The organism is Rhizobium sp. CB3171 (assembly GCF_029714265.1).
Lineage (GTDB): Bacteria > Pseudomonadota > Alphaproteobacteria > Rhizobiales > Rhizobiaceae > Rhizobium.
In genome coordinates, this window is sequence record NZ_CP121655.1 from 14,375 (window position 1) to 35,540 (window position 21,166).

A 21,166-nucleotide genomic window follows, 5' to 3' on the forward strand; every position below is an offset into this window, starting at 1 on the left:
AATAATAAAATGAAACACAACTGATGTATGAATATGGCGCAGCGGTGTGCAACTGATTTGTCCGCTGTTATTGAATACCCATTCAAATCATTTAAATGGCTAGGTCTGCAGCGTCATGGACGTAGAGTTGGTCTGATGTAATACTTCTACATCAATGGTTAACGAAGCTTTTTCAGCTCTAATCCGTGCGGTGAAAACAGCGCATTTTGAATGGTGAATTCGCAAAACGGCCTGGAGCGAGCGTATGGTGTTGGCAGCAAGGGATCGAGCAAGGTCGCCGCCTTCGATTTGTCCATCATCAGGATCCGCGGACACGCGTCGATATGGAACGGGGATCGACGTGTGCTTTATGACGCCGCACGCCGATTCTTCTCATAACTGCGACCGAGATCGTATTTCGGCAGGACGCCAAAAGCCGCACGATATTCCTGAGAGAAGCGGCCCTGATGTATAAACCCCCAGCGGCGCGCGATTTCACTGACCGTCGCAGACGGCGTGGCAGTCATCAAATCGCGACGTGCGCCGTCAAGGCGGAGCTGCCTCAGATAAGCCATTGGAGTGACATCCAAAAATCGTCGAAAATTGATCTGCAGTGCCCGCACACTGACACCGGCGGCAGCTGCCATATCCGTGATCGTGATCGGCATGGCGATATGTGCTCTCGCAAACTCCAGCGCTCTTCGAAGCTGGCGAGGGGCAATGGTCTGCACCGGCGATCCCGTATCTGAAAGCGTGTGAGGCAGATTCTGCACCATCAGCAGACAGAACATCTCTTGGAAGCTGGTCAAGGCAATGGGAGAGACTACGAGGTTTTGATCGGCGCAGATCTCATCCCGGAAGAACCGCATGAGCTTGAAAAGATGCGCCGCCGGTCCCGCCGTCAGGTCCTGCAGGGGAACGAATTCGAAATCGACGGGCGGCAGACGTTCGAAGGTGCTGGTCAGGGCGGCGTTTACAGCGCTCCTTGGGACACAGAACCCTTCTGCAACGGAGCCTGCGTGGATGTGAACGCCGGAATAGCGGTCGGCCCTCGTCAGCAACCCCGTGCAGGGCGTAATCGCATGCCTTATGCAGCCTGTTGCCAGATCGTAGCAGGTGCCATGCTCGATGAAAAACATGAAGTCATCATTCTCGATCGAGACGGAAAAGGTGCGGTCCGTTGAAGTCGATCCAGTCCAGCCCACCATTTCGCCGGCGCCATGAACACCGAATGAGAAAAGACCACGACTGTCGCTACTGAGAGGCCGATAGAAATTGTCGTGCTTTTCACCGTTAAGCCATTCGGACACTTCGCCCGTCGTAAGTGACGTCGCCTCGAGTTTTATCGTCAAAATTTCGGTCAACTTGCTCCACCCAATTCACTGTTTTTTGTCGCGCGCTTGGAGTGACGGCAACAACTGAACCCCCTGTCTGTTTTTAATGAAAAATTGATTGACCTCAAATAACCTTTTCAGGCTATCTCGCGCATGCGCTCTGGACGATGGTGGAACTTTTAGGGCGGTCGTTCAGGCCTTCTGTGATCTTGTTCAGGACAGTTCTCCTTCTCCGGTCCTAACGTGGCGACATCGGGGTGGTCCGGCCAACCGCGATCACTTCGAGGAGAATCGACCAGCAAGCAGAAGTTCGAGGGCTCCCTCCAATCTCCCCCAGGTGGCGCATGTGTCAGGGTCACTTTCGCTGGCATGGTTGCCGTCATGTTAAGCGCGGGTGGCCTGGGCTGCTTATGGTGCCCTGAAGCGTGGCAGGGGGCACGATACTGTTCGTCGACCTCTTCTTTGGGATAATCATCAGGACAATTATGTGAGTTTGACGCCAGCCCCATCGGTGTGCGCTAATTGATTGCCGCTCCCCGACGGGGACCCGGTGGCTAGGGTTGACGATTGGGGGCACTGGTTGACCCTAGCCCACGCGGTTATGATGAGGTCGGTTCTTCCGCGCCCTTGGCACGCGGATTTTCTGCGCCGTCCATTTCCGCGATACCGCCGGACTTTTCGTCAGAGCCTTGAAGACCATCATCAACTAATGTAGCCGGGGATTGCCAATCGAAAGGCCCGGACAGCTCAATGTTGATCTTTATCCTCTTCGCGCTCGGGGCGATGGCCCTCGCCGCCGTCCTGACAAGCTTGGTTCTCCACCATTCCATGGATGTAGCCTGGTCCGACCTGTGGCCCATACCGGCCTTCCTTTTTCTCGCACTGATTGGATTGATAATTATATACAACGTGGCAGTTAGGTACGCCTGAGATCACTTTGGTCACCGAACGTCGGACCTACTCCAGCACACAATCGTCGGCCTTTCCGGTAGCTTCCGCATCGGCAATCTTGAGCCGACACTGCGCAACAGCCTTTGGGCGCGCAATCCCACCTCGACCTCCGCCGGCGTGCCGTGGTCAGGACCGTCGACGCGTGCGATGGGATCCCAGAGGTGATGGGCGACGAATTTCAGCGGCAGCGCTTCGGGTGCGGCCAGGGGAGGGGGCGCCGGTTGCAAGCTGGCACCGGGCCTCAAGATGGCCGAGGTCGGAGGCCAGCGCCCGCAACGTATTGTCGCCCCATACCCTCCCGCGCCAGGTGTTTGAGCGTTGCGACATCTTCGTCGGTCAGAAGTGCTGCCAGCTGATCGCGACGGTCGAAGCAGGATAGCGTCGAGCCCATCAGGTTCTTCGGCGCGGCGGAGGGTGGTTTGGCTGCCGCAATCTGCTGTTCGAGGATTGCTTATCATGCCCTAATTCTCCAATCGATCCGAGAACGGCACCGCCTTAGACAGGGGAGGGCAGAGGCCGCCAGCGCCCGATGATTTCTTCGATCTCGGAGCGGTAGTCGGTGGGATAGACGAGGTCTTCCTCGCGGCCGAGATAGGTGAAGGGGGCGTTTGCGGGAGGGGGCGATTTACTACCTTAACGGCGGCCATCGATATTCTCCGGTGAGCGTTATATGCTCCCACCCGAGCGGTGACACGTGAGGCAGGAGCCCAAGGTCGATCTGCTCACCACTATCAATTTGCTCTGCGACGATTTCGCCGAGCTTCCATGCGTTCCAGTAGATGATGATGGCAGTGAGGAGGTTGAGACCAGCAATTCGATGTTGCTGGCCCTCGGACGACCGGTCTCGGATTTCACCACGCCTGTTGAAGTTGACCGCACGCTTCAGGGCATGATGGGCCTCGCCCTTGTTCAAGCCGATCTGCGCTCGGCGCTGCAGATCAATGTCGCTCAGCCAGTCGAGCATGAAGATCGAGCGCTCGAGACGCCCGACCTCTCGGAGCGCCAGTGCCAGGCTGTTCTGACGTGGATAGGCGGCAAGTTTTCGGAGGATCTGGCTGGGAGAACGACGGTCCCGGCGGCCATGCTCGCAGCAAGCCGCAGGATATCGGGCCAATTTTCACGGATCAGTCGAATATTGATCCGGCCGCCGATCAACGGCTGCAGCACCGGTGGGACTTCGTTGGTCGCAGGAACGTAGATCCGCTTGTCCGGTAGATCGCAGATTCTCGGTGCGAACCGGAAACCGAGAACAGAGCAAATGGCAAAAACATGATCCGTGAAGCCGCCCGTGTCAGCATAATGCTCGCGGATTTGTCTTCCGGTGTCATTCTGCAGCAGACCATCGAGAATGTAAGGCGCCTCGTGGGCGGTCGCGGGAATGACCTGGGTCGAGTATGGCGCATATTGATCAGAGACGTGACTGTATGCCGAAAGACCTGGTTTATTGCCGTATCGGGCGTTGACGACGTTCAATGCTTCTCCGGTCGATCCTGCGGGAAAGTGCTGGCCATCCGAGGACGATGTGGTTCCGTCACCCCAAAAGCGAGCCATAGGTAATTTCGATTGCGCCTCAACAATCATCGCAAGAGCGCGTGCCGTCGTCTCCTCTCTAACATGCCATTTGCCGATGCGCAGCAACTCCCAGAAAGTATGGGTGTCGCTGGCGTCAGCCATCTTTCTGAGACCGAGATTGACGCCATCGGCGAGCAGAACGGTCAAGACACCGATCCTATCGCCGCAGGCAATACCCGTGCGAAGATCAGTGAAGGCATCGGTGAAGTGCAGCTTTTCATCGACCTCAATGAGGATGTCCGTGATCCGAACGAGCGGCATACCTTCATAGAGTTTCAAGACGAGCGCGGCCTCCTCCGGCGTTGCCTTTTCGAGCCGATCGATCTGAAGCTTGCCATCGATGATGGCCCCACCTGCAAGAATACCGGCCTCATTGGCACATTCGATTTGTGTCATGCCGCGTTTGAGAATTTGGCTTCGATGGTGAAGCCAGTCGTCTGCTTCTAGCGGAACAGCCAGCCGTGCAGTTTCGGAGACGCTTTCAATCGGGACCAGGGCTGTGCTGATTTCGCGATATCGCCTGCTGTCAGCCAGCCAGATGTCGCCCGAGCGCAGAGCATTGCGAAGTTCGAACAAGATCCCGATTTCCCATATTTGACGATCTGGTTTTCCGTCCTTCAGGATCCTTTTGCGCCATTTGGCTCGGGCAAAGTCGAGCGGTGCATTCACCGGCAAGATGCGATGTCCCCGGCGATTAAGGCGTCGCAGCATTTCCAGTGCTTCGAGAAGCGAATCCGCACCGCGGCCACCGCGGAATGCCAAGACTTCCAGAAGCCGAGGCACATACCTGCGGAAGCGGGCATATCCGTCGGTCACAAACTCCAACGGATCAGCCGAGACTTTGCCTGTAAGCGCGGCCGCCTGCGCGACAGTTTGGCGGAGCAATTCCCAACCGCCGTCTGCCGTGATGGCCAAGCCCAAGTCATCCTGCTCATCATACGCGGTGATCAGTGCGTCGCCGAAGCGGGAAAGCATTTTCAGCGTGTCGCCGATCGAGGCGCGCTCGGCCTGCAAGACCTCATCCCGTTTGCGTTCACAGGCACGATAGAGTTTTCCGACAATACGATCATGAGTCTCGACAGCGACATCTGCCAACATGGCCGACCACTCAACGACGCACGCCGCCAATATCGCCAATCGTCGATTTTCCGGCAAATCCCGCATTCCATCGGCGGAATAGCGTTCGCCTTGCCGACGCAAACCAGTCACGCGGAAAGGTGGGATGTCGTCGAGAGTACCAATATCGATGGCGAGCTTGCGCAAGTACTCCAGTCGGTCGAGAAGGCTGTTCATGTCGTTGGAATTGGGACCGGCTTCGAACTGACGCAGCCACACAAAACGCGTGATCCGACCATCGACCGTTTCGGAAAGCAGGGACAGCAGCCGAACTCGGCTCTATGGGTCGATACGCCCAGTGATGCGGGACGCCATTGACCGCTCCGCGGCGACCAACGCGTCGGCACAGCATCGTTCGACGGTTGAGGCCGCCGGAACAATGACGTTGCGACGACGCAGCTCTGCCAGAAAGTCGGCCGCCAACAGGTCATTCGTTTTTGATTTCTCCGCAGCCTCCTTGAGCCAAATGAGCATATTTGCGCGCACCTGGCCTTCAATGGTCGATAGTCGTAGAGTTGCTGCAGTGCCGCTGAATGCTGATGGCGCGTTTCCGATCTGGCACCGTACTCGGCGAGTTCTTCCGCCACGACACCGATCTGCGCGCCGATGAAGGCCAACATCGATCGCGGGATCATCTCGCCTGGCTGCAGAAGGCGGCCGGGATATCGGAAGGCGCAAAGCTGCAGAGCAAACCCCAGCCGGTTTCGAGGGCGACGACGTTGTCTGATGCACCGCAGGTCTTCGTCACTGAATATGTAGTGGCGAAGCAATGACGGTTCGTCGGTTGGCAGATCGAACAGCTTCTCGCGCTGGCGTTCGGTCAGAATGGTGCGCCGTGGCATGCAGGTGTTGTCCCTATTGAAGTAAAGTCTGTTCTGGACAACAATCGGCCCATGCAAATCAAGGCTTTCAGGCACCAAAATTCGTAAAGGTTCAATTGGGACAGCGCGCTGTCATCTATTGCCGTGTTTCGACCGCCGATCAGTCTTGTGAGCGGCAGGAAGATGATCTGACGGCATTTGCCGAGCGGGCGGGCTACGAAGTCACGGCAATCTTCAAGGAAACGGGCTCTGGCGCGAAGCTCGACCGCACCGAACGCAAGAAGGTGATGGCCCTGGCCCAAGCCAGGCAGGTCGATGCGATCCTTGTCACCGAACTTTCCAGATGGGGCCGCTCGACGACCGATCTTCTGAACACGCTGGGCGAACTGGAAAGCTGGAAGGTTTCGGTGATCGCCATGAACGGAATGACGTTTCCCGTGACCTTGGTATCAGCAAGAATACGGTCGCCGACATCGTGCAGCGGCATCAACGGCTTTACAACGATCAGGATATATAAATGGCTGTTAAAACGGTGTTTTTTGATGTGGGGGAAACATTGGTCGACGAGACCCGGCACTGGTTCTCCTGGGCCGACTGGTTGGGAATTCCGCGGCTGACATTTGGCTGCGTGCTTGGGGCAATTATTGCCCGAGGAGAACATCATCGTCGGGTCTTCGAGGTTCTCGTGCCTGGATTCGATTTTGAACAAGCCGTACGCGCACGCGGGGACGCTGGCGACCATTATAAAATCGAACCGCAAGACTTTTATTCCGATGCCTTGCCCACACTGCATGCCCTCAAGAAGGCGGGCTACTCTATTGGGATAGCTGGTAATCAGCCAAAGGAGACCGAGACTGCCTTGAAGGTGTGCGGTGTGCCCGCCGACTATATTGCTTCATCGGCAACTTGGGCGGTCGAAAAACCTTCACCTGAGTTTTTCGCCAAGATTGCCAACGTTACTGGCCTCGCCCCATCCGAAATCGCCTATGTCGGAGATCGCCTCGATAACGATGTACTGCCTGCCCAAAAGGCCGGAATGTATGCTGTGTTTCTTGTTCGAGGGCCGTGGGGCTTCCTTCACGCTCGAACTCCAGAGGCGACACTGGCGTCCGCCAAAATAACTTGCCTGACAGAACTACCTCTTGTGTTGAACGCTTAAGGTAGTATCTCGCCCTGTCCCGCAAATGACCCCAACACGCCCGGCCCCGGCTACTGCGGCCTCAAAGCCGGTCGCATCTCCTGCGCCTGCAATGGCGACTAAGGTGGCGGCCGCCTTCCACGGCAATGCCGCGGTTGCAAGTGACGGCTGGGAGTCATTCTGATGACCGAACCTAAATCCCTGATCGGCGTCGGAGCCGATGCCCTCGAAATCATCGCTTTTCGTCTCCATGGGCAGGAGTTCTGTGTCACCACCACCATCATCCGCGAGATTCGCGGATGGTCCCCTTCCACACCGGTTCCGCATGCACCGCCCGACGTTCTGGGAGTGATGAACCTGCGCGGTTCGGTCATTCCGATCATTGATCTTGCCCGCAAGCTTGGCATGGCAGCTACCGCGCCCAATGAACGCAGCGCCATTGTGGTGGCGGATGTTCACGGAATGGTACTCGGTCTGCTCGTCGACCAGGTATCGGATATTCTCACCGTTCGCGGTGACCAGATTCAACCCGTACCGGAAATAGCGACCTCATTCGATCGCGGCATTTCCGACGGCATCATCACCTATGAGGATAGTATGGTTTGCTTCCTCAATCTCGCGCGGATGTTCCCACCGGGCGACAGTTTTGCCGCGTGAGGTTTCGGTAAGATTCGACCTTTGCATATTCTCGAACGTCGCCGGAGCCTAGCTTCGGGCTCGGTGACGGTTTAACTGAGACAGGTTGGCGAGACATATAATGTCATTCCGGAGCCACACGACGTCCCTAAATAACCAGCCGTGCCGTCCGGCCATTCTTCCGCTCGGCGTTGTTGTAATAGCTCGCTGCCTGCGTTACCGACTTGTGCAGCGATTGCTGCATCGCTGTGCCACGGTTGGCGGCCTCGATCAGATAGCCGGAGCGTAACCCGTGCGCCGAAAACGCCTCAGGATCCAGGCCGCGGTAAGCCAGTGTTTCAGGGCCTTGACCGGCGGCCGATCAGCGAAAACGGCTGGCGCTAGGCGGCTTGTGATTGATCCTCGATGCTGGAGAACATGTGCTCGAGATTGAGGAAGCAAACCATGCCCTGTTCGAGCGGAATGATTCCGTAGGAGAAGGTGGGATCGAAAGTCGCACCCAAGTCGGGCACCGGCTGAATGCGATCGCCGCTGACCGATAGGATGTCAGAGACCTGATCGACAACCAGGCCGATGATACTATCTGCTACCTCAACGACAACAATGGCGCTGCGGCTGGTATCGATGGCCCCCGGCACGCCGAGCTTTGCCGCGAGGTCGATCACCGGAATGACAGAGCCGCGCAGGTTCATGACGCCGAGAACATGCGGCGGGGCGTGGGGCAGCGGCGTTGCCGCTGCCCATCCCCGAATTTCCCGGATGGAGGTCGTTTTGATGCAGAACTGCTGGTTGCCAAGATGAAAGGCGATGATTTCCTGCGTTGCGTTATCAATCCGGCTTTCCATCAAAACTCCTCCCATTCCTTGGTCGCGACAGCCGCGGCACTGCGTCCGCCGAAGGCGCCGGCAAGTTTCTGGGTCAAGGCGCGAGCCGGCGAAGCCACCGGCTTGCTGTCGTGCCGAGCTACGCGCGGTGCAGAGGTCGAGCCATCCAGTCTAAAGCGAGCGATGAGCTGTGCCAGATTGGAAGCCTCATCGGCCAGCCGGTTCGTGGCCGCGGTCGATTCCTCGACCATCGCCGCATTTTGTTGCGTCGTCTGATCCATCTGGTTGACCGCGGTGCTGACTTCCGCCAGTCCGGTCGACTGCTCTCGCGCGGCAGTCGCGATCGAATGCACGTGCTCGTTCACCTTGATGACATGGCCCTGGATCAGCCCGAGGGCATCCCCCGTCGCGGTTACCAGCTTGACCCCCGTGTTCACCTCGTCACCGGACCGGTTGATCAACGCCTTGATGTCCTTGGCAGCGGTGGCCGAACGCTGCGCCAGTTCACGCACCTCCTGTGCGACGACGGCAAAACCTTTTCCGGCATCACCGGCGCGCGCTGCTTCGACACCGGCATTGAGCGCTAGAAGATTGGTCTGGAAGGCGATCTCGTCGATGACGTTGATGATCTGGCCAATCTCACCGGAGGCCTGCTCGATCCGACCCATCGCCGAAACCGCATCCTTAACGACCGCACTCGACTGCTCGGTGCTTTTGCGTGCTTCGTCGACCATCTGGCTGGCTTCTGTTGCCCGTTCGGTCGAGCTTTTCACCGCAACGGTGATCTCCTCAAGCGCGGAAGAAGTCTCTTCCAGGGCAGCGGCCTGCTGTTCCGTACGCTTGGACAGATCGCTGGAGGCGATGCGCATCTCGCCAGCCCCGCCGTTGATCGTGTCGATCGCCGCGCGAACCTCACCGAGCACCGACCGAAGATTGGCCATGGTGGCGTTTACATTGCTCTTCAGTTCGCCAAAAGCACCCTGAAACTCACCACGCATGTTTTCCGTCAGATCACCATCGGCAAGCGCTGAGACAACACGGCGAGTTTCGGCGACGCCGCGATCGACGGAGGTCACCAGCTCGTTGACGCTTGATGCGAACCGGTCGAGATCGGCATTGTCGTATTTCTTGGTGATGCGCTGCGTAAAATCGCCAGCAACGGCAGCCGACACCACTTCGCCTATGCTCGACTGCAGATCGGCACTCTTTGCCTGCAACGCCGCTTCCTGCGCGTTCATCTCCCGCACCTTGATACCGTTCTGCTTGAACACTTCCACGGCACGGGCCATCGCGCCCAGTTCGTCACCGCGATCAGCGAAAGGGATGTTCGTGTCGAGATTGCCCTGCGCGAGAACGCTCATGCTTGCAGTGATCTGGCCGATCGGTCTTGCGATCGCCCGAGCCCCGAACACGGCAGCAGCGATCAGGGTGATGACGGTAATCAGACCGACCCCGAGATTGAGGCGCAAGACCAAGGCCGAGGCGGTGTTCGCATTGTCCTCTGCCTGGGTCGTTGTTGCCTTCAATGATTCCACACCTTCATCAAGCAAATTTGCCCCTTCGGTAGCGGCTGCAAGCAATTTTCCCTGGACCTCTGTTTCCCTTGCCTCCAGAGCGGGATCTCCGGCGCTAAGCTGCACCTCGGCTGACATGATCTTAGCCATCTCCTGGCTCAGGGCGAAGTAGCTATCGACCAAAGTTTTGACTTTGGCTATCCGGTCCTCCTCGGCAGGCGATTGTAGCCCGTTTGAGGCAACGACCAGAAACTTGGTCGCAGCCTCGTGGCGTTCCGCGATGCCGTTGATGGCTTTTGCAATGTCCTCTGCGGACTCACTCAGACGCAGATCACGTACTCCAACCTGCATCCCGCGCACTGCTGCCTTAGCCTCGACCATATCACGCGACGCGACCAACATATCACTTTGATACGCCATGCGTTCATGAAGGAGTTCGCCGCCTTGCCAGACGGTGACGAGCATAACAGTTACGAGGAAAATGCCGAGGCCAGAGAGCATGGCCAGTTTGGTGCTGATCTTCAGGGAGTTCATGATGTTCTGGAACATAAAGCGTGGGCCTTTGGAAGGAGCAAACCACAATCAAAGTGTTGCTAAAGCGCTGCGGGGCGATCAATTCATCCGGTCAGATTTTCAAATACCGATTCAAATCATTCGAACGGCAGGACCAGAATTCGCAATTGCTGCGTCGCTATCTCGGTCTAAGATAATCAATTTGATTGCGATGGTTAATGAAGCTTTTCCCTGTTTTCTACGATGTACAAAAGACTGCGCTTTATGGATAGTGAAGTTGAAAACGGATATGGCCGGTGGCATCACGACGGACAGATCTTCGATCTTGAGCCGGTGCATAAGCAGAATATAGGCAACGCTATCGCGGTGAGGGTAAGCCTTCGGCCAATGCCAGCAAACATGGCATTATGTTATCCGACAGACATGTACCCGTGCTGGGGCGCGATCTCGACTATCGACCAGGCGATCGTTGGAACACGCGGCCAGCAGTTTTGCCACCACATCGCCGGCGACCTTTTGCTTTTATGCTGTCTTGGCCGCCCATTGGTCCGCACGGCGAGCCGCAATGCGGCCTTTCAGGAAGGGGGCAGAAAACGAGCGGGTCGGGACGCGCCAGCGCGTCAGGATCGACCAGGAGGTCAGCCGCCGCCTCACCGTGTCTGGCGCATGCGGTCGACCCGCATCAAATCTCGTGCCCGCAATCCCACCTCGACCTCCGCCGGCGTGCCGTGGTCAGGACCGCCGACGCGTGCGATGGATCCCAGTGGTGACGGGCGACGAATTTCCGCGGCAGCGCTTCGGGTGCGGCCAGGGGAGGGGGGCGCCGGTCGCAAGCTGGCACCGGACCTCAAGATAGCTGAGATCAGAGGCAAGCGCCCGCAATGTATGGTCGCCTATGCCTTCCCTGGCCAGGTGCCTGAGGGTGGCGACCTCGTCGTCCGTCAGCAGGATGGCGAGCTGATGGCGACAGGCAAAGGGCAGGATAGCGTCGAGCGGATCAGGTTCTTCGGCGCGGCGGAGGGTGGCTTGGCTGCCGCAATTTGCTGTTCGAGGATTGCTTATCATGCCCCAATTCTCCAATAGATCCGAGAACGGCACCGCCTTAGACAGGGGAGGGCAGAGGCCGCCAGCGCCCGATGATTTCTTCGAGCTCGGAGTGGTAGTCGGTGGGATAGACGAGGTCTTCCTCGCGGCCGAGATAGGTGAAGACGATCGCCATGTCCTCGGACACGTGAGGATCGACGTTGGCCAAATCGGTGAGATCGAAGCCGCCATGCACCTCGGCGTTTCATCCGGCGAGCAGGAAGGTGGCCACCCGCCGGCCCCGGCCGGTGTCCTCATGGGCGACGGTCAGCAGTTTTTCGAGGGCAAATCTGACGCGGTCTTCCATGGCCTCTCGGGCTTGATTGGCGATCTTTCGTCAGCCGGCTGATGCCGAATGAAGTTTCAGGTCCGTCTGGCCGAAATCGTTGCCCTTGAACAGCAGCGGCGCCTTGGCGACCCAAGCCACCGCGTAGGAGAGGCAATCCCCCATATTCAGGCTGGCCGAGTGCCGGCCCTTGCCGTAACGCTCCAGCGCTCGCTCGGCCGCATGATAATGCTGTCTATCAAAGGCGACGGCGGTAATGTTGGGCGCTTCGGAGAAACGCGCGACGATATCGCCCGGGTTGGAAAACCGCTTGGCGGTCAGCACCGTTCGTGTTTCGAACAGTGTCGGCCAGCCGATGATGATCGTCTCCCGCCGCAATACCGCCTTGAAGGTTTCGGCTTCAGGTTCATCGAGCATGATTGCGATCAGGACCGAGGTATCGAGAGCGATCACTTCGGCAACCCATCCTCGTCGTAAAGATCGTCATGCGCCGATGTCGTGCCGGCCGGGACCGTGCGCCGACCCTCGGCGGCGAGCTCCCAAACGGCGTCGAGCGGATGGGCTTTGTCCTGTTGGCGCAGTTCGACGTCGTAGTGCTCAAGCGCCAACTCGACCAGTCTGTTGATCGGCTGGCCGGTGCGTTTGGCAAGCGCGTGGGCCAGGTCCCTGGCCTTGGTGCTGCGGACGGAGAGTTGTGGTTCGGACATCGGGTTTCCTTGATCGAAATCCCGGTGAATATAGCGGTTCCGACCTGAGATGGCAAGGAAAGGCCGTGAGATGGCTTACTATCGATACTTGATTCTTATCGTCCGCGATATCCCTTACCTCGACGCAGAGTGCCAGCTGCAGTTTGGTGCAATCGTGACAACACTTGTTTTCACAGATCAACTCCATGTGATTCAGCAAGACCATCAGGTGTTCTTTGCCGGCGCCCATCCCCATAATATCGATGGGTCGAAAATAGGGAACCTCGGCGGCGGCGAAACGACTTTGGCGCTAAGCTCCGCGGCGCGGGATGTGACAGTGCAGCGTCAGTTCTCGAACAAGCCGTTCAAGAACAGCGTCTGGTCAAGCTTTCCGGATTTCTTTGAGAAAATCGAGAGTTATGTCCGCATTATTTCCGGCCCTGCCATCGAACGTCATGGGGCGACGCCCCTGACTTTCCGGGTGGTTGAGCCGGGTATCGAAGAGCCGGTGTTCAAGATTCGCGACACCCTGACGAGCCGGGCGGAAATCTCAGAGCTCTCGGCGAAGTTTAAAGATGAGGTCGTCGCGATCATTGGGCTCGGCGGCACGGGCGCCTACGTCTTGGACCTGATGGTCAAGACGCCGGTGAGAGAAGTTCGCGGCTTTGATGGCGATGAGTATCACGTCCACAATGCCTTCCGTTCCCCAGGAAGCCTTCATCCCGAGCAGGAGTTCGGGCGAAAGAAGGCCGACGTCTACCAGGAGAGCATGAGGAAATGTGTGGCAGGTGGATGGTGTGGATGAATTCGGTATAGATTTGACCGATGACTATCGTTGAGACCTGCTATCTTTGAAACCGCCCCGCAAGAAATGTTCCCCATCATCTACGACGAGTGAGACTGCGACGCCCGACAACACGGCGTCGGTCCTGCAATTTCGGGTCTGGCTGAAGGGGTTGAGCCCAATGGTGTGGCGCCGGGTACAGGTTCCATCGATGATGACCTTGCGGGAGTTTCACGGCGTTCTCCAGGTCGCGATGGGTTGGGACAGCATCCACCTCTATCAGTTCATCGTGCACACGGTTCGCTACGGCTCATGGGAGTTGACCGCCGAGTCCGCCGACATTGTGCTTGACGACCTGAAGCTGCGCAAGGCCAGCCGGTTTTTGTATGAATATGATCTCAACATTCCCTGGGAGCATGAAGTCCGGCTGGAGGACCGCCTCGCTTACGCACCCCGAACGCGCTATCCCTGTTGCATTGGCGGCGACGGCAATTGTCCTCCGGAGGATAGCGGCGGACCGCAAGTCTGGATGGAGCGAGTGGACGAGGCGCTTGGCTATGAGCTGGATAACGATTTTTCCACAGTGCTGGAGTTCATCCAAGAGATCAGTGAAACACAGTCTTTCGCGGCTCTGAAGGATCCGGAGCGCGCCGAGGAGTTACGCGAAACGCTTTTCCGGATTGAAGACCGCAAGGCGTTGTTGGGAAGGCCGTTCGCGCGGCGGAAAGTGAACGAGCGCCTGCGGCAAGACGAGCATCTCACGCTCATGTATCAACAGATGTGACCTCTGAGCCGCGTTCGTTTGCGAGAAGATCGGCGGCAAGAAGGGCAGCGTCGTCACCGTGGTGATGCTGAATGCCGGTGAGTAACGACCGCGCCGCCGGTGCGGTGACCCGATCGAACTTGCGGCGCAGGGTCGCCGCGGTCGTTTCCGCATAATGCCGTGTCGTCGTGATGTTCTCGTGGCCGAGGAAACGCTGCACGTCGGTAATGTCCATCCCGAGCCATAACAGTTTGGTGGCCATGGTATGGCGAAGCAGATGCGGATAGACCCGTTTGGTGATGCCGGCCTTTCCGGCGACCTGCCGGACGATCTGGCCAACGCGCTGACGGCTGTAAGTATAGGGCAGCGGTCCGTTCCCACGTTCCCTGCTCTGAAACAGGGGGCCGGCACGCCTTGTACCGATATGAAGCCTGAGTATCTGCGCCAGCTCCCGGCGGATCGGCACCTCGCGGCGTTTTGATCCCTTGCCGCGCACGACGACGATCACGCGCTCCGCCAGGCTGACATCCTCAACGCGCAGGCGCGTAAACTCGGAAACGCGCAGGCCTGTTTCGAGCAATGTCTGGAGGAGCAGGCCTGTCGCACCGCTCGCCTCGTAGGCATGATCGATAAACCTCAGTTCTTCCTCGATCGTCAGCCGGTTGATCGACGTCCTTTTCTCCGGCGGCGCGGACAGACCAGCCTGTGCTCTGGCGCGTTTGATGACTGCCTTGCTCTGCAGGTAGTCGATACCCTCGCGGATCAGAATAGTTGCAATGGCGCTTGCGGCGCGATCGATAGAACTCATGCGATTTACCAGATGATTTCCGGATTGCTAACTGGTGAGAGATATCACTGTTTGCAGCCGATGCGGAGGGCGGAAATGCATGGCCGGGCCCGACCGGTTTTCCACTCCGCCCGTTCTGGAAAACTCGTAGAAGAGGTGCGGCATGCAGGTTCGGATCGTCATGGAAATCATTGGTGAGGACAGCAGAATGATCGGCCGCGAGGTCGTCGCCGATCTGCAGAAGGTCACCAGGGGCGCCGAGGATCTCGGCCTGTCTCTGGCCGAGAGCAAGGCCCTGCTTGCAAACCTTCAGCAAAAGATGGTGGAGACCCAGGTGGAGCTATGGCTGACGGAAAATCGCCAGGCGGATGGTCGCCGGCTGCGGCACAAGGGCTATTACCCCGTCACCTTCCACACGCTTTTCGGCGATATCAGGCTTAAAAGCCCCCGATATGGATTGCCGGGCGGTGAGACGAGCAACGGCCCGGCGACGATCTCGCCGTTAAGGCAATTGATCCCGGATCACGTCGCGCCCGAGCGGCTGTATCTCGAAACGCGCTGGGCGTCGTTGGTGCCCTATGCCGCTGCGGCCGAGCTGCTCGTCGATGTGCTGCCGATCGACTGCGGCGCTAATGCCACGACAATACGGCAACATGTGATGCGAGCCGCCGGCCGGATCGAACGGGAACTGGCGGAAGAGCGGGTATCCTTCATGCAGGATTCCTGCCCGCGTGACTGGATGGACCTGCCCATTCCCGACGGCCGCATCGTCATCGGTCTTGATGGCGGATATGTGCGCGACCGCGACGACCGCAAGAAAAACTTCGAACTGATCGTCGGCCGTTCGCTGCCCGAAGACGGCGAACCGCGCTACATCGGTTTCGTCCACGGTTACGACCTTAAGCCGCAGCGCCGCATCCTCGATCATCTCAAAAAGCAGGGCGTGCAGGCCAACCAGGATATCACCTTCATCACCGACGGTGGCGAGGAAGTCCGATCGCTCGCCGAGATGATCGCGCCGGCGAGCGAGCATGTCCTGGACTGGTTCCACATCACCATGCGCATCACCGTGCTTCGCCAGTTTGCCCAAGGACTTCGAAATCATGACGAGGACGCCGGCAACGATATGCTGGACACGCTCTCCCGAATCAAATGGTATCTCTGGCATGGGAACAGGTATCGGGCGCGGGAGGCGATCAGCGACTTGTATTGCGACGCCGAATGCGTGGAAGCCGATTATCCGAACATGCGCAAATTCCTGACAGCGATCGGCGAATTCCAGTCCTACATTGCCGCGAACGACGCCAGCCTGATTAATTATGGCGAGCGCTACCGCTCCGGAGAGCGGATATCCTCCGCTTTCGTCGAGGCCACCGTCAACGCCGTCATCAGCAAGCGCTTCGCCAAAAAGCAGCAGATGCAGTGGAGCCGGATCGGCGCGCACCTGCTCCTGCAAACCAGAGCTCAAGCCCTCGACGGCTCGCTACGGTCGACGTTCCAGAAATGGTATCCGGGCATGACAAACGACAATCACGACGGGGCCGAAAAGCAAGCGGCAGCCTGATTGCCACACAATTCCTCATGCTCTCCAAATAGGTTGTTTTGGAAGGGGTCTGCTCCGGCCCCGGCGTTTTGGCAGGTTCTGACGCAGAGTAACGGTCGGGGAGAGACAGCGGTGCGGCCGATTCGGCGAGCTTCATTCCACTCATCAGACAGATGGGTCCACCGAACCTGGGTGAACACGCCCCTATGATGCTCGGCGCGAACATCCTCCTGTCCCGAGAGGCGAATGCGTGGGCATGGATTGCTCGCACTGGATGTGCTTAGGTCTCGGTCAACAGCTGACTCCAGGTCGAGATAGATCGATGGACGATGGTCGGCTATCAAGAGTTCCAATGTCGTTTTACCGACCTGACGCGGGCCGATGAGTGCGACAGCCGGGCTGGTGTCTAGCAGTTCGTTCAGTCGGATGATATAACGTCGCGCGGCGCGATTAGTGATGTAACGGGGGCATCGAGGTCTTCCCGAGAAGACACACAGAATTTTCCATTGCATTCACCGCCATCGTCTTGGTCCAACCGAGTTGGATTGCCAGGCAGGGCAGGGGAATTCGCATCGGCTGGATTGGTCCCTACCGGTTCCTCCTAGAGGGCGTGGCGCGGTTCCCCAAGATTTTCCGGATTAGCAGAACAAGAAATCGGACGCGGTCAGACCCAGGCCGGCCAAGTGGAGCAAACTCTGCACGTTAGCCAAATGCGCGAAGTCATCCACATGGTTGTCGGAGGTAACATAACCCAGCTCCGCCGTCATGGTGTTGTAATTAAAATAGGCAACGATATCGCCTGCAGCCTCGCCGGAGATATCCCTGGCTGCGGCTGAACCATCGGAGAAACCGTGATCGGTGATCACGACGACGTGCTCGCCGTGCGAGCCGTTGGCGGGGCCGCTGTAGAACGTGTCCACCTGATTGCCAGGCGCCGAGTGATTGACGAAATTCGCATCATGACCATCGCTACCAAGGCCCACCGCGTCGAAGGTGAAAGTATCCTGCGCTGGGTCAAAATCCACAATGCTGGTGTGGTCCGAGCCTGGACCGTAGTTTTGATCTACCCCGGGTTGCGGGTTGTGGAACTGGAACACAAAGGTGTCGTGGCCGGCACCCCCGATCAGAAAATCCCTGCCGTCGCCCGCGAAGAGGGCGTCGTCGCCGGGGCCGCCGTAGAGCTTGTCATTGTCCGCACCGAGGATGACCGCACCGAGGATGCGCGGGTTGTCGAGGCCAGTGTCGCCGTAGAGGTAGTCGTTGCCCTCGTCGCCAAAGACGTGGTCGTTGCCCACGCCACCGAAGACTCGGTCATTGCCCTCACCAGCCGAGATGGAGTCGTTGCCATAACCGCCGTCGATCCAGTCATTTCCCGTGGGATCGACTATTATATCGTCACCATTGCTGCCAAAGAGACTGTTGCTACCGGGGCCACCCAGAATTGTTTTTTCCATCGCCAATCCTCCTTGTGAAACAAGCCCCACTAGCCTCAGTCATATGCCTTATCGGCCAACTGAGGTAATTGATTGTTTGAATAGAGTACATCGACAAAACGGATGCATACACGTGCGGTGCGTCACAACTGGATCTGAACTCTGGAGGTAATCATCCAGATCGTGCTCAAGTGTATGATGGCAGGGCATTCGTTCTCCGGCGCGTGTCAAGCCGCCAGCCTCTTTATGTCAGAAGCAGCATCACCAGTCTCGTTGGGCCGAACGGAAGCGGTAAAAAGGCGAGCTTTGCGGGCCATCAAACGCCTTGGCTGTGCCTGAGACCGGTGATTAAAATTGCGGCCCGCCAAGACCTGCGTTCAGATGACAAGCCGTGCCGCCCGGCCATTCTTCCGCTCGGCGTTGTTGTAATAGCTCGCTGCCTGCGTTACCGACTTGTGCAGCGATTGCTGCATCGCTTCGGGTAAGGGAATGCCACGGTTGGCGGCCTCGGTCAGATAGCCGGAGCGTAATCCGTGCGCCGAAAACGCCTCAGGATCTAGGCCGGCCTGCTTGCAGCGGCCTTTGAGGATCAGAGTGACCGATTGCGGCGTCAGCGCGCGCCGGTCGATATTGCCCCACTGATCGATGCGCCGGAACAGCGGTCCGCTGTCGATCCTGGCTGCTGTCAGCCACTGTTTCAGTACCATAACTGGCCGGCCGATCAGCACGACGTGGGCGTCGTCATCGGCGGTCGTCGTCTTGGTGCGGCCGAGATTGATGGTGAGGCAGGGCAGGAGAGAGGAGTCCTTATCGGCCGGGTTCTGGCGCACCGGCTCCTCATCGATGAGATCCTCGATCCGAAGGCTGGCGATTTCGGAGCGCCGGCGGCCGCCGGAGGCGAAGGCGGTCAGCAATAGCGCCCGATCACGGAGATCAACCAGGCGATCGCCGGCACAGGTGGAAAGCAACTTTGCCAACACATCGCCGGTGACGGCTTTTTTGCTCTTGCGGCGACGTTGCCGCGGCGCGGCCCGAACCGCCAGCCGCAAGGCAGACTTCAGCGAAGGTGCGGAGAACGCCCCCGTCTGACCGCGCCAGCGCGTCAGGATCGACCAGGAGGTCAGGCGCCGACGCACCGTATCCGGCGCATGCGGACCGTCGACGCGCAACAGCCTTTGGGCGCGCAATCCCACGTCGACTTTAGCCGGCATGCCGTGGTCAGGATTGTCGGCGCGTTCGACGGGATCCCAGAGGTGATGGGCGACGAATTTCAGCAGCAGGCTTTCCGGCGCAGGCCAGGGGAGGGGAGAGCCGGTCGCGAGGGCGGCCCAGGCCTCGAGATAACCAAGATCGGAGGTGAGCGCCCTGAGCGTGTTGTCGCCCATACCCTCTTTGGCCAGATGTTTTAATGTGGCAACGTCTTCTTCGGTGAGCAGTGCTGCCAGGTGGTCGCGCCGATCGAACGGAAGAATGGCATCGAGGGAGTCGAGTTCCTCAGCACGCCTTTCGATCGAAGTTGGCGACGCGCCGCTCATTTCGGCCGTCCGTTTTCGTCATAGAATTCATCGTGGTTCGAGGTCTGATCACCGATCGTCGAGCGGCCTTCGGCTGCCAATGCCAAAAACGCATCCATCGTGCCTCGCCCGGCTTTGGCATCGCCGTAAGCACGGCGATAGGCTGCCCGGCTCGGCAGATGAAGACCTCGTCATGACGCAGGGCAAGATCCATCAACTCTTCAAATCGTTCGGCAGCTTCCGGAATATCCCCAAAAATCTTCATCGCGATTGCTCTCACCAAACCCGCTCATGCAATACAGCGTCGAACACCAAATCGGTCGACACGAGCGCGCAATGTTCCAACCGCGTCTGAGCGGCGAGGATGCGGTCCCAAGGATCACGATGGTCCCAGTCGAAGCTTGCCGCCAGTTCGGCGTGCAGATCGGAGATGGCGAGCGTCTGCAGGCCGCTGGCGGCAACGGCGGCGCGCAATTCCTGCGGCTTCAGATCGAGTTTCTTCAGGCGCATCTTGTTGTCGAGTTCGTAGAAGGACACGGCGCTGACGAGGACCGTGTTGGCCTTGTCCTCGATCAGCGATCGCGCCTTTGTGGAAAGGCGGTCGCTGCCGATCGTCCACCAATAGACGGCGTGGCTATCGAGCAGCACCTTCATGCCTTGGGCCCGCGGTCGGCTCGGCTGCCCTGCCAGACACCGGTATCGTCGTTAAAGTCGCCGGCGTCGATGGCCACCTGTTCGGCATCGACATCGTCGAACAGATCGTCGGGTAAGCCGCGCAGGATAAGCGTGCGGCCGGGCTACCGCAGGTCGGGGTGTCAGGCCGTAGCGTTTAGTAACTACCTGACTTGGTAGTTCGCGCACGCGAAATGCGACTGGTATATTCGCTCTTGTGCATACGCCCCAACTAGCGACATGCTACCCGACCGGTTGCCCTGTCGGAGTAGGTAGTCGCGGGAAAAGCCGGACGTTGCAAGGGCGCGTTCGGTTTTTTCTTTTTGGGTTCTTCCTCAAACGGCACAAACATGGTCGATCGTCGAGTGTTCTATATGACCGCAGCATAGAGAGCGTAAAAGCATGTTGCAAGAACACCCCTCCACCGAGGCCACGGCTTGGCGAGACAGGACCGGGCTGAAGCGACCGTGGCGGGTGAATAAAATTGAGGGAGATTAGCGGTCCACGTTACACAGGCAGCTGTCCTGTTCAAGGACGGGGCTGTAAAAAAAACGGTCGCCAGGTGGCAGCAGTGACGAGCGTGTGCAATCGCCCAGTTGGACGGACAGGGAACTTTGCCGAGGATCAGGATGGATAACGCTAGGAAACGCGCGCTTAAATTGACTGCGAAGATCATCTCCGCCTACATTCTGCGCAACGCGGTCCCAGTGGCCGACATCTCGCAGCTTATTGTGAATACTCGCAATGCCATCGCCTCATGTGATCAATCGAAACGATCCTGGGGACACGGGCCAGCGGTGCCAATATATAAATCTGTGACGGATGGCTACATTATCTGTCTGGAGGATGGAAAAAAGTTCAAGTCCTTGAAGCGACACCTCAAGACAAAATATGATCTTTCGCCGGAGCAGTACCGTCGACGGTGGGGACTCCCTGCAAATTATCCAATGGTTGCTCCGCTCTATGCTGCGACAAGATCGAAGCTCGCGAAGAACGCTGGCTTTGGTAAACAGGTGGCGTCGGAACGGCTTTGTAAACACCGAAGCTAGGATTCGTGATGGCTGCTGGTGATCGCCAGTATTCGGTATTGTCGGTCGTTACCAGACGTTGCGTGGAATTCATGTTTGTCAGTGATCAGGCCCCTGGGGCGTGATACATCGCCCCAGTTCATAGACGGGCACCATCGGCTTGCACAAGGGGTGCTTCGTCCTGCAATC

General features: G+C 58.3%; 19 protein-coding genes and 7 pseudogenes. 8 read left to right on the forward strand and 18 right to left on the reverse strand.

Annotated elements, in window-relative coordinates:
• Positions 1-347 precede the first annotated feature (347 nt).
• The 4 genes and pseudogenes from QA648_RS34485 to QA648_RS34500 all read right to left on the reverse strand — a co-directional run bounded on the left by QA648_RS34485 (position 348) and on the right by QA648_RS34500 (position 5,794).
• Positions 348-1,343: a helix-turn-helix transcriptional regulator gene (locus QA648_RS34485; protein ID WP_283054873.1), complete on the reverse strand. Its 996-nt coding sequence runs from the start codon at positions 1,341-1,343 to the stop codon at positions 348-350.
• Positions 1,344-1,912: 569 nt separating this feature from the next.
• On the reverse strand, positions 1,913-2,143 hold the full coding sequence (locus QA648_RS34490) for a hypothetical protein (RefSeq protein WP_283054874.1): 231 nt from the start codon (positions 2,141-2,143) through the stop codon (positions 1,913-1,915).
• 183 nt (positions 2,144-2,326) lie between these two features.
• Positions 2,327-2,722 (reverse strand): annotated as a pseudogene (locus QA648_RS34495) (integrase); the annotation flags it as partial.
• Between the two features lie 170 nt (positions 2,723-2,892).
• A pseudogene (locus QA648_RS34500) lies at positions 2,893-5,794 on the reverse strand (Tn3 family transposase).
• A gap of 95 nt (positions 5,795-5,889) precedes the next feature.
• Between QA648_RS34500 and QA648_RS34505 the strand changes: the two are divergent.
• The 3 genes from QA648_RS34505 (at position 5,890) to QA648_RS34515 (ending at position 7,568) form a co-directional block, all read left to right on the forward strand.
• Positions 5,890-6,390: a recombinase family protein gene (locus QA648_RS34505; protein WP_283054875.1), complete on the forward strand. Its 501-nt coding sequence runs from the start codon at positions 5,890-5,892 to the stop codon at positions 6,388-6,390.
• Positions 6,291-6,932 (forward strand): HAD-IA family hydrolase, encoded by a 642-nt coding sequence (locus tag QA648_RS34510; protein ID WP_283054876.1) that lies wholly within the window; start codon positions 6,291-6,293, stop codon positions 6,930-6,932. The genes QA648_RS34505 and QA648_RS34510 overlap by 100 nt, the downstream gene beginning before the upstream one ends.
• 162 nt (positions 6,933-7,094) lie before the next feature.
• Complete coding sequence (locus QA648_RS34515) at positions 7,095-7,568, forward strand: chemotaxis protein CheW (protein WP_283054877.1); 474 nt, start codon at positions 7,095-7,097, stop codon at positions 7,566-7,568.
• A 127-nt stretch (positions 7,569-7,695) separates the two neighbouring features.
• Here QA648_RS34515 and QA648_RS34520 read toward each other — a convergent pair.
• The 5 genes and pseudogenes from QA648_RS34520 to QA648_RS37105 all read right to left on the reverse strand — a co-directional run.
• Positions 7,696-7,869, reverse strand: a pseudogene (locus tag QA648_RS34520) (integrase); the annotation flags it as partial.
• A 58-nt stretch (positions 7,870-7,927) separates the two neighbouring features.
• On the reverse strand, positions 7,928-8,392 hold the full coding sequence (locus QA648_RS34525) for a chemotaxis protein CheW (RefSeq protein WP_283054878.1): 465 nt from the start codon (positions 8,390-8,392) through the stop codon (positions 7,928-7,930).
• Entirely contained in the window at positions 8,392-10,434 is a 2,043-nt protein-coding gene (locus tag QA648_RS34530; RefSeq protein WP_283054879.1) for a methyl-accepting chemotaxis protein, read from the reverse strand. Before QA648_RS34530 ends, QA648_RS34525 begins: the two co-directional genes overlap by 1 nt.
• Before the next feature lie 402 nt (positions 10,435-10,836).
• Positions 10,837-11,463 (reverse strand): annotated as a pseudogene (locus QA648_RS34535) (integrase); the annotation flags it as partial.
• Between the two features lie 37 nt (positions 11,464-11,500).
• The gene (locus QA648_RS37105; protein WP_349254343.1) at positions 11,501-11,629 is read right to left on the reverse strand and encodes a hypothetical protein; all 129 of its coding nucleotides are present in this window, start codon (positions 11,627-11,629) and stop codon (positions 11,501-11,503) included.
• Here QA648_RS37105 and QA648_RS37110 point away from each other — a divergent pair, their 5' ends adjacent.
• Positions 11,630-11,830 carry a hypothetical protein gene (locus tag QA648_RS37110; RefSeq protein ID WP_349254344.1) on the forward strand — a complete coding sequence of 67 codons (201 nt, stop codon included), beginning with the start codon at positions 11,630-11,632 and terminating at the stop codon, positions 11,828-11,830.
• On the opposite strand, the gene QA648_RS34545 is transcribed toward QA648_RS37110, so the two are convergent.
• Positions 11,819-12,220 (reverse strand): type II toxin-antitoxin system VapC family toxin, encoded by a 402-nt coding sequence (locus QA648_RS34545; RefSeq protein ID WP_283054880.1) that lies wholly within the window; start codon positions 12,218-12,220, stop codon positions 11,819-11,821. The genes QA648_RS37110 and QA648_RS34545 overlap by 12 nt on opposite strands.
• Complete coding sequence (locus QA648_RS34550) at positions 12,217-12,474, reverse strand: type II toxin-antitoxin system VapB family antitoxin (RefSeq protein ID WP_283054881.1); 258 nt, start codon at positions 12,472-12,474, stop codon at positions 12,217-12,219. Before QA648_RS34550 ends, QA648_RS34545 begins: the two co-directional genes overlap by 4 nt.
• Before the next feature lie 70 nt (positions 12,475-12,544).
• Here QA648_RS34550 and QA648_RS34555 point away from each other — a divergent pair, with 70 nt between their 5' ends.
• Positions 12,545-13,258 (forward strand): DUF6791 domain-containing protein, encoded by a 714-nt coding sequence (locus QA648_RS34555; RefSeq protein ID WP_283054882.1) that lies wholly within the window; start codon positions 12,545-12,547, stop codon positions 13,256-13,258.
• Between the two features lie 124 nt (positions 13,259-13,382).
• A complete protein-coding gene (locus QA648_RS34560) occupies positions 13,383-14,021 on the forward strand; it encodes a plasmid pRiA4b ORF-3 family protein (RefSeq protein WP_283054931.1) in 639 nt (212 codons plus the stop codon).
• Here the strand turns inward: QA648_RS34560 and QA648_RS34565 are convergent.
• On the reverse strand, positions 14,002-14,808 hold the full coding sequence (locus tag QA648_RS34565) for a tyrosine-type recombinase/integrase (RefSeq protein ID WP_283054883.1): 807 nt from the start codon (positions 14,806-14,808) through the stop codon (positions 14,002-14,004). The two genes, QA648_RS34560 and QA648_RS34565, sit on opposite strands and share 20 nt — an antisense overlap.
• 142 nt (positions 14,809-14,950) lie before the next feature.
• Between QA648_RS34565 and QA648_RS34570 the strand changes: the two genes are divergently transcribed.
• Positions 14,951-16,351 carry an ISKra4 family transposase gene (locus QA648_RS34570; RefSeq protein ID WP_283054884.1) on the forward strand — a complete coding sequence of 467 codons (1,401 nt, stop codon included), beginning with the start codon at positions 14,951-14,953 and terminating at the stop codon, positions 16,349-16,351.
• Between the two features lie 266 nt (positions 16,352-16,617).
• Here the strand turns inward: QA648_RS34570 and QA648_RS34575 are convergent.
• The 6 genes and pseudogenes from QA648_RS34575 to QA648_RS34600 form a co-directional block, all read right to left on the reverse strand.
• Positions 16,618-16,761: pseudogene (locus tag QA648_RS34575) on the reverse strand (ATPase); the annotation flags it as partial.
• Positions 16,762-16,968: 207 nt separating this feature from the next.
• On the reverse strand, positions 16,969-17,784 hold the full coding sequence (locus QA648_RS34580; RefSeq protein ID WP_283054885.1) for a calcium-binding protein: 816 nt from the start codon (positions 17,782-17,784) through the stop codon (positions 16,969-16,971).
• Positions 17,785-18,140: 356 nt separating this feature from the next.
• Positions 18,141-19,298: a tyrosine-type recombinase/integrase gene (locus QA648_RS34585; protein ID WP_283054886.1), complete on the reverse strand. Its 1,158-nt coding sequence runs from the start codon at positions 19,296-19,298 to the stop codon at positions 18,141-18,143.
• Positions 19,295-19,542 (reverse strand): annotated as a pseudogene (locus QA648_RS34590) (prevent-host-death family protein). The gene QA648_RS34585 and the pseudogene QA648_RS34590 overlap by 4 nt, the downstream one beginning before the upstream one ends.
• An 11-nt stretch (positions 19,543-19,553) precedes the next feature.
• Positions 19,554-19,931 carry a type II toxin-antitoxin system VapC family toxin gene (locus tag QA648_RS34595; protein ID WP_283054887.1) on the reverse strand — a complete coding sequence of 126 codons (378 nt, stop codon included), beginning with the start codon at positions 19,929-19,931 and terminating at the stop codon, positions 19,554-19,556.
• Positions 19,928-20,053, reverse strand: a pseudogene (locus QA648_RS34600) (prevent-host-death protein); the annotation flags it as partial. The gene QA648_RS34595 and the pseudogene QA648_RS34600, both read right to left, overlap by 4 nt.
• Positions 20,054-20,578: 525 nt before the next feature.
• On the opposite strand from QA648_RS34600, the gene QA648_RS34605 reads away from it, so the two are divergent.
• Positions 20,579-20,998 (forward strand): MucR family transcriptional regulator, encoded by a 420-nt coding sequence (locus QA648_RS34605; RefSeq protein WP_283054888.1) that lies wholly within the window; start codon positions 20,579-20,581, stop codon positions 20,996-20,998.
• Positions 20,999-21,166: the final 168 nt, after the last annotated feature.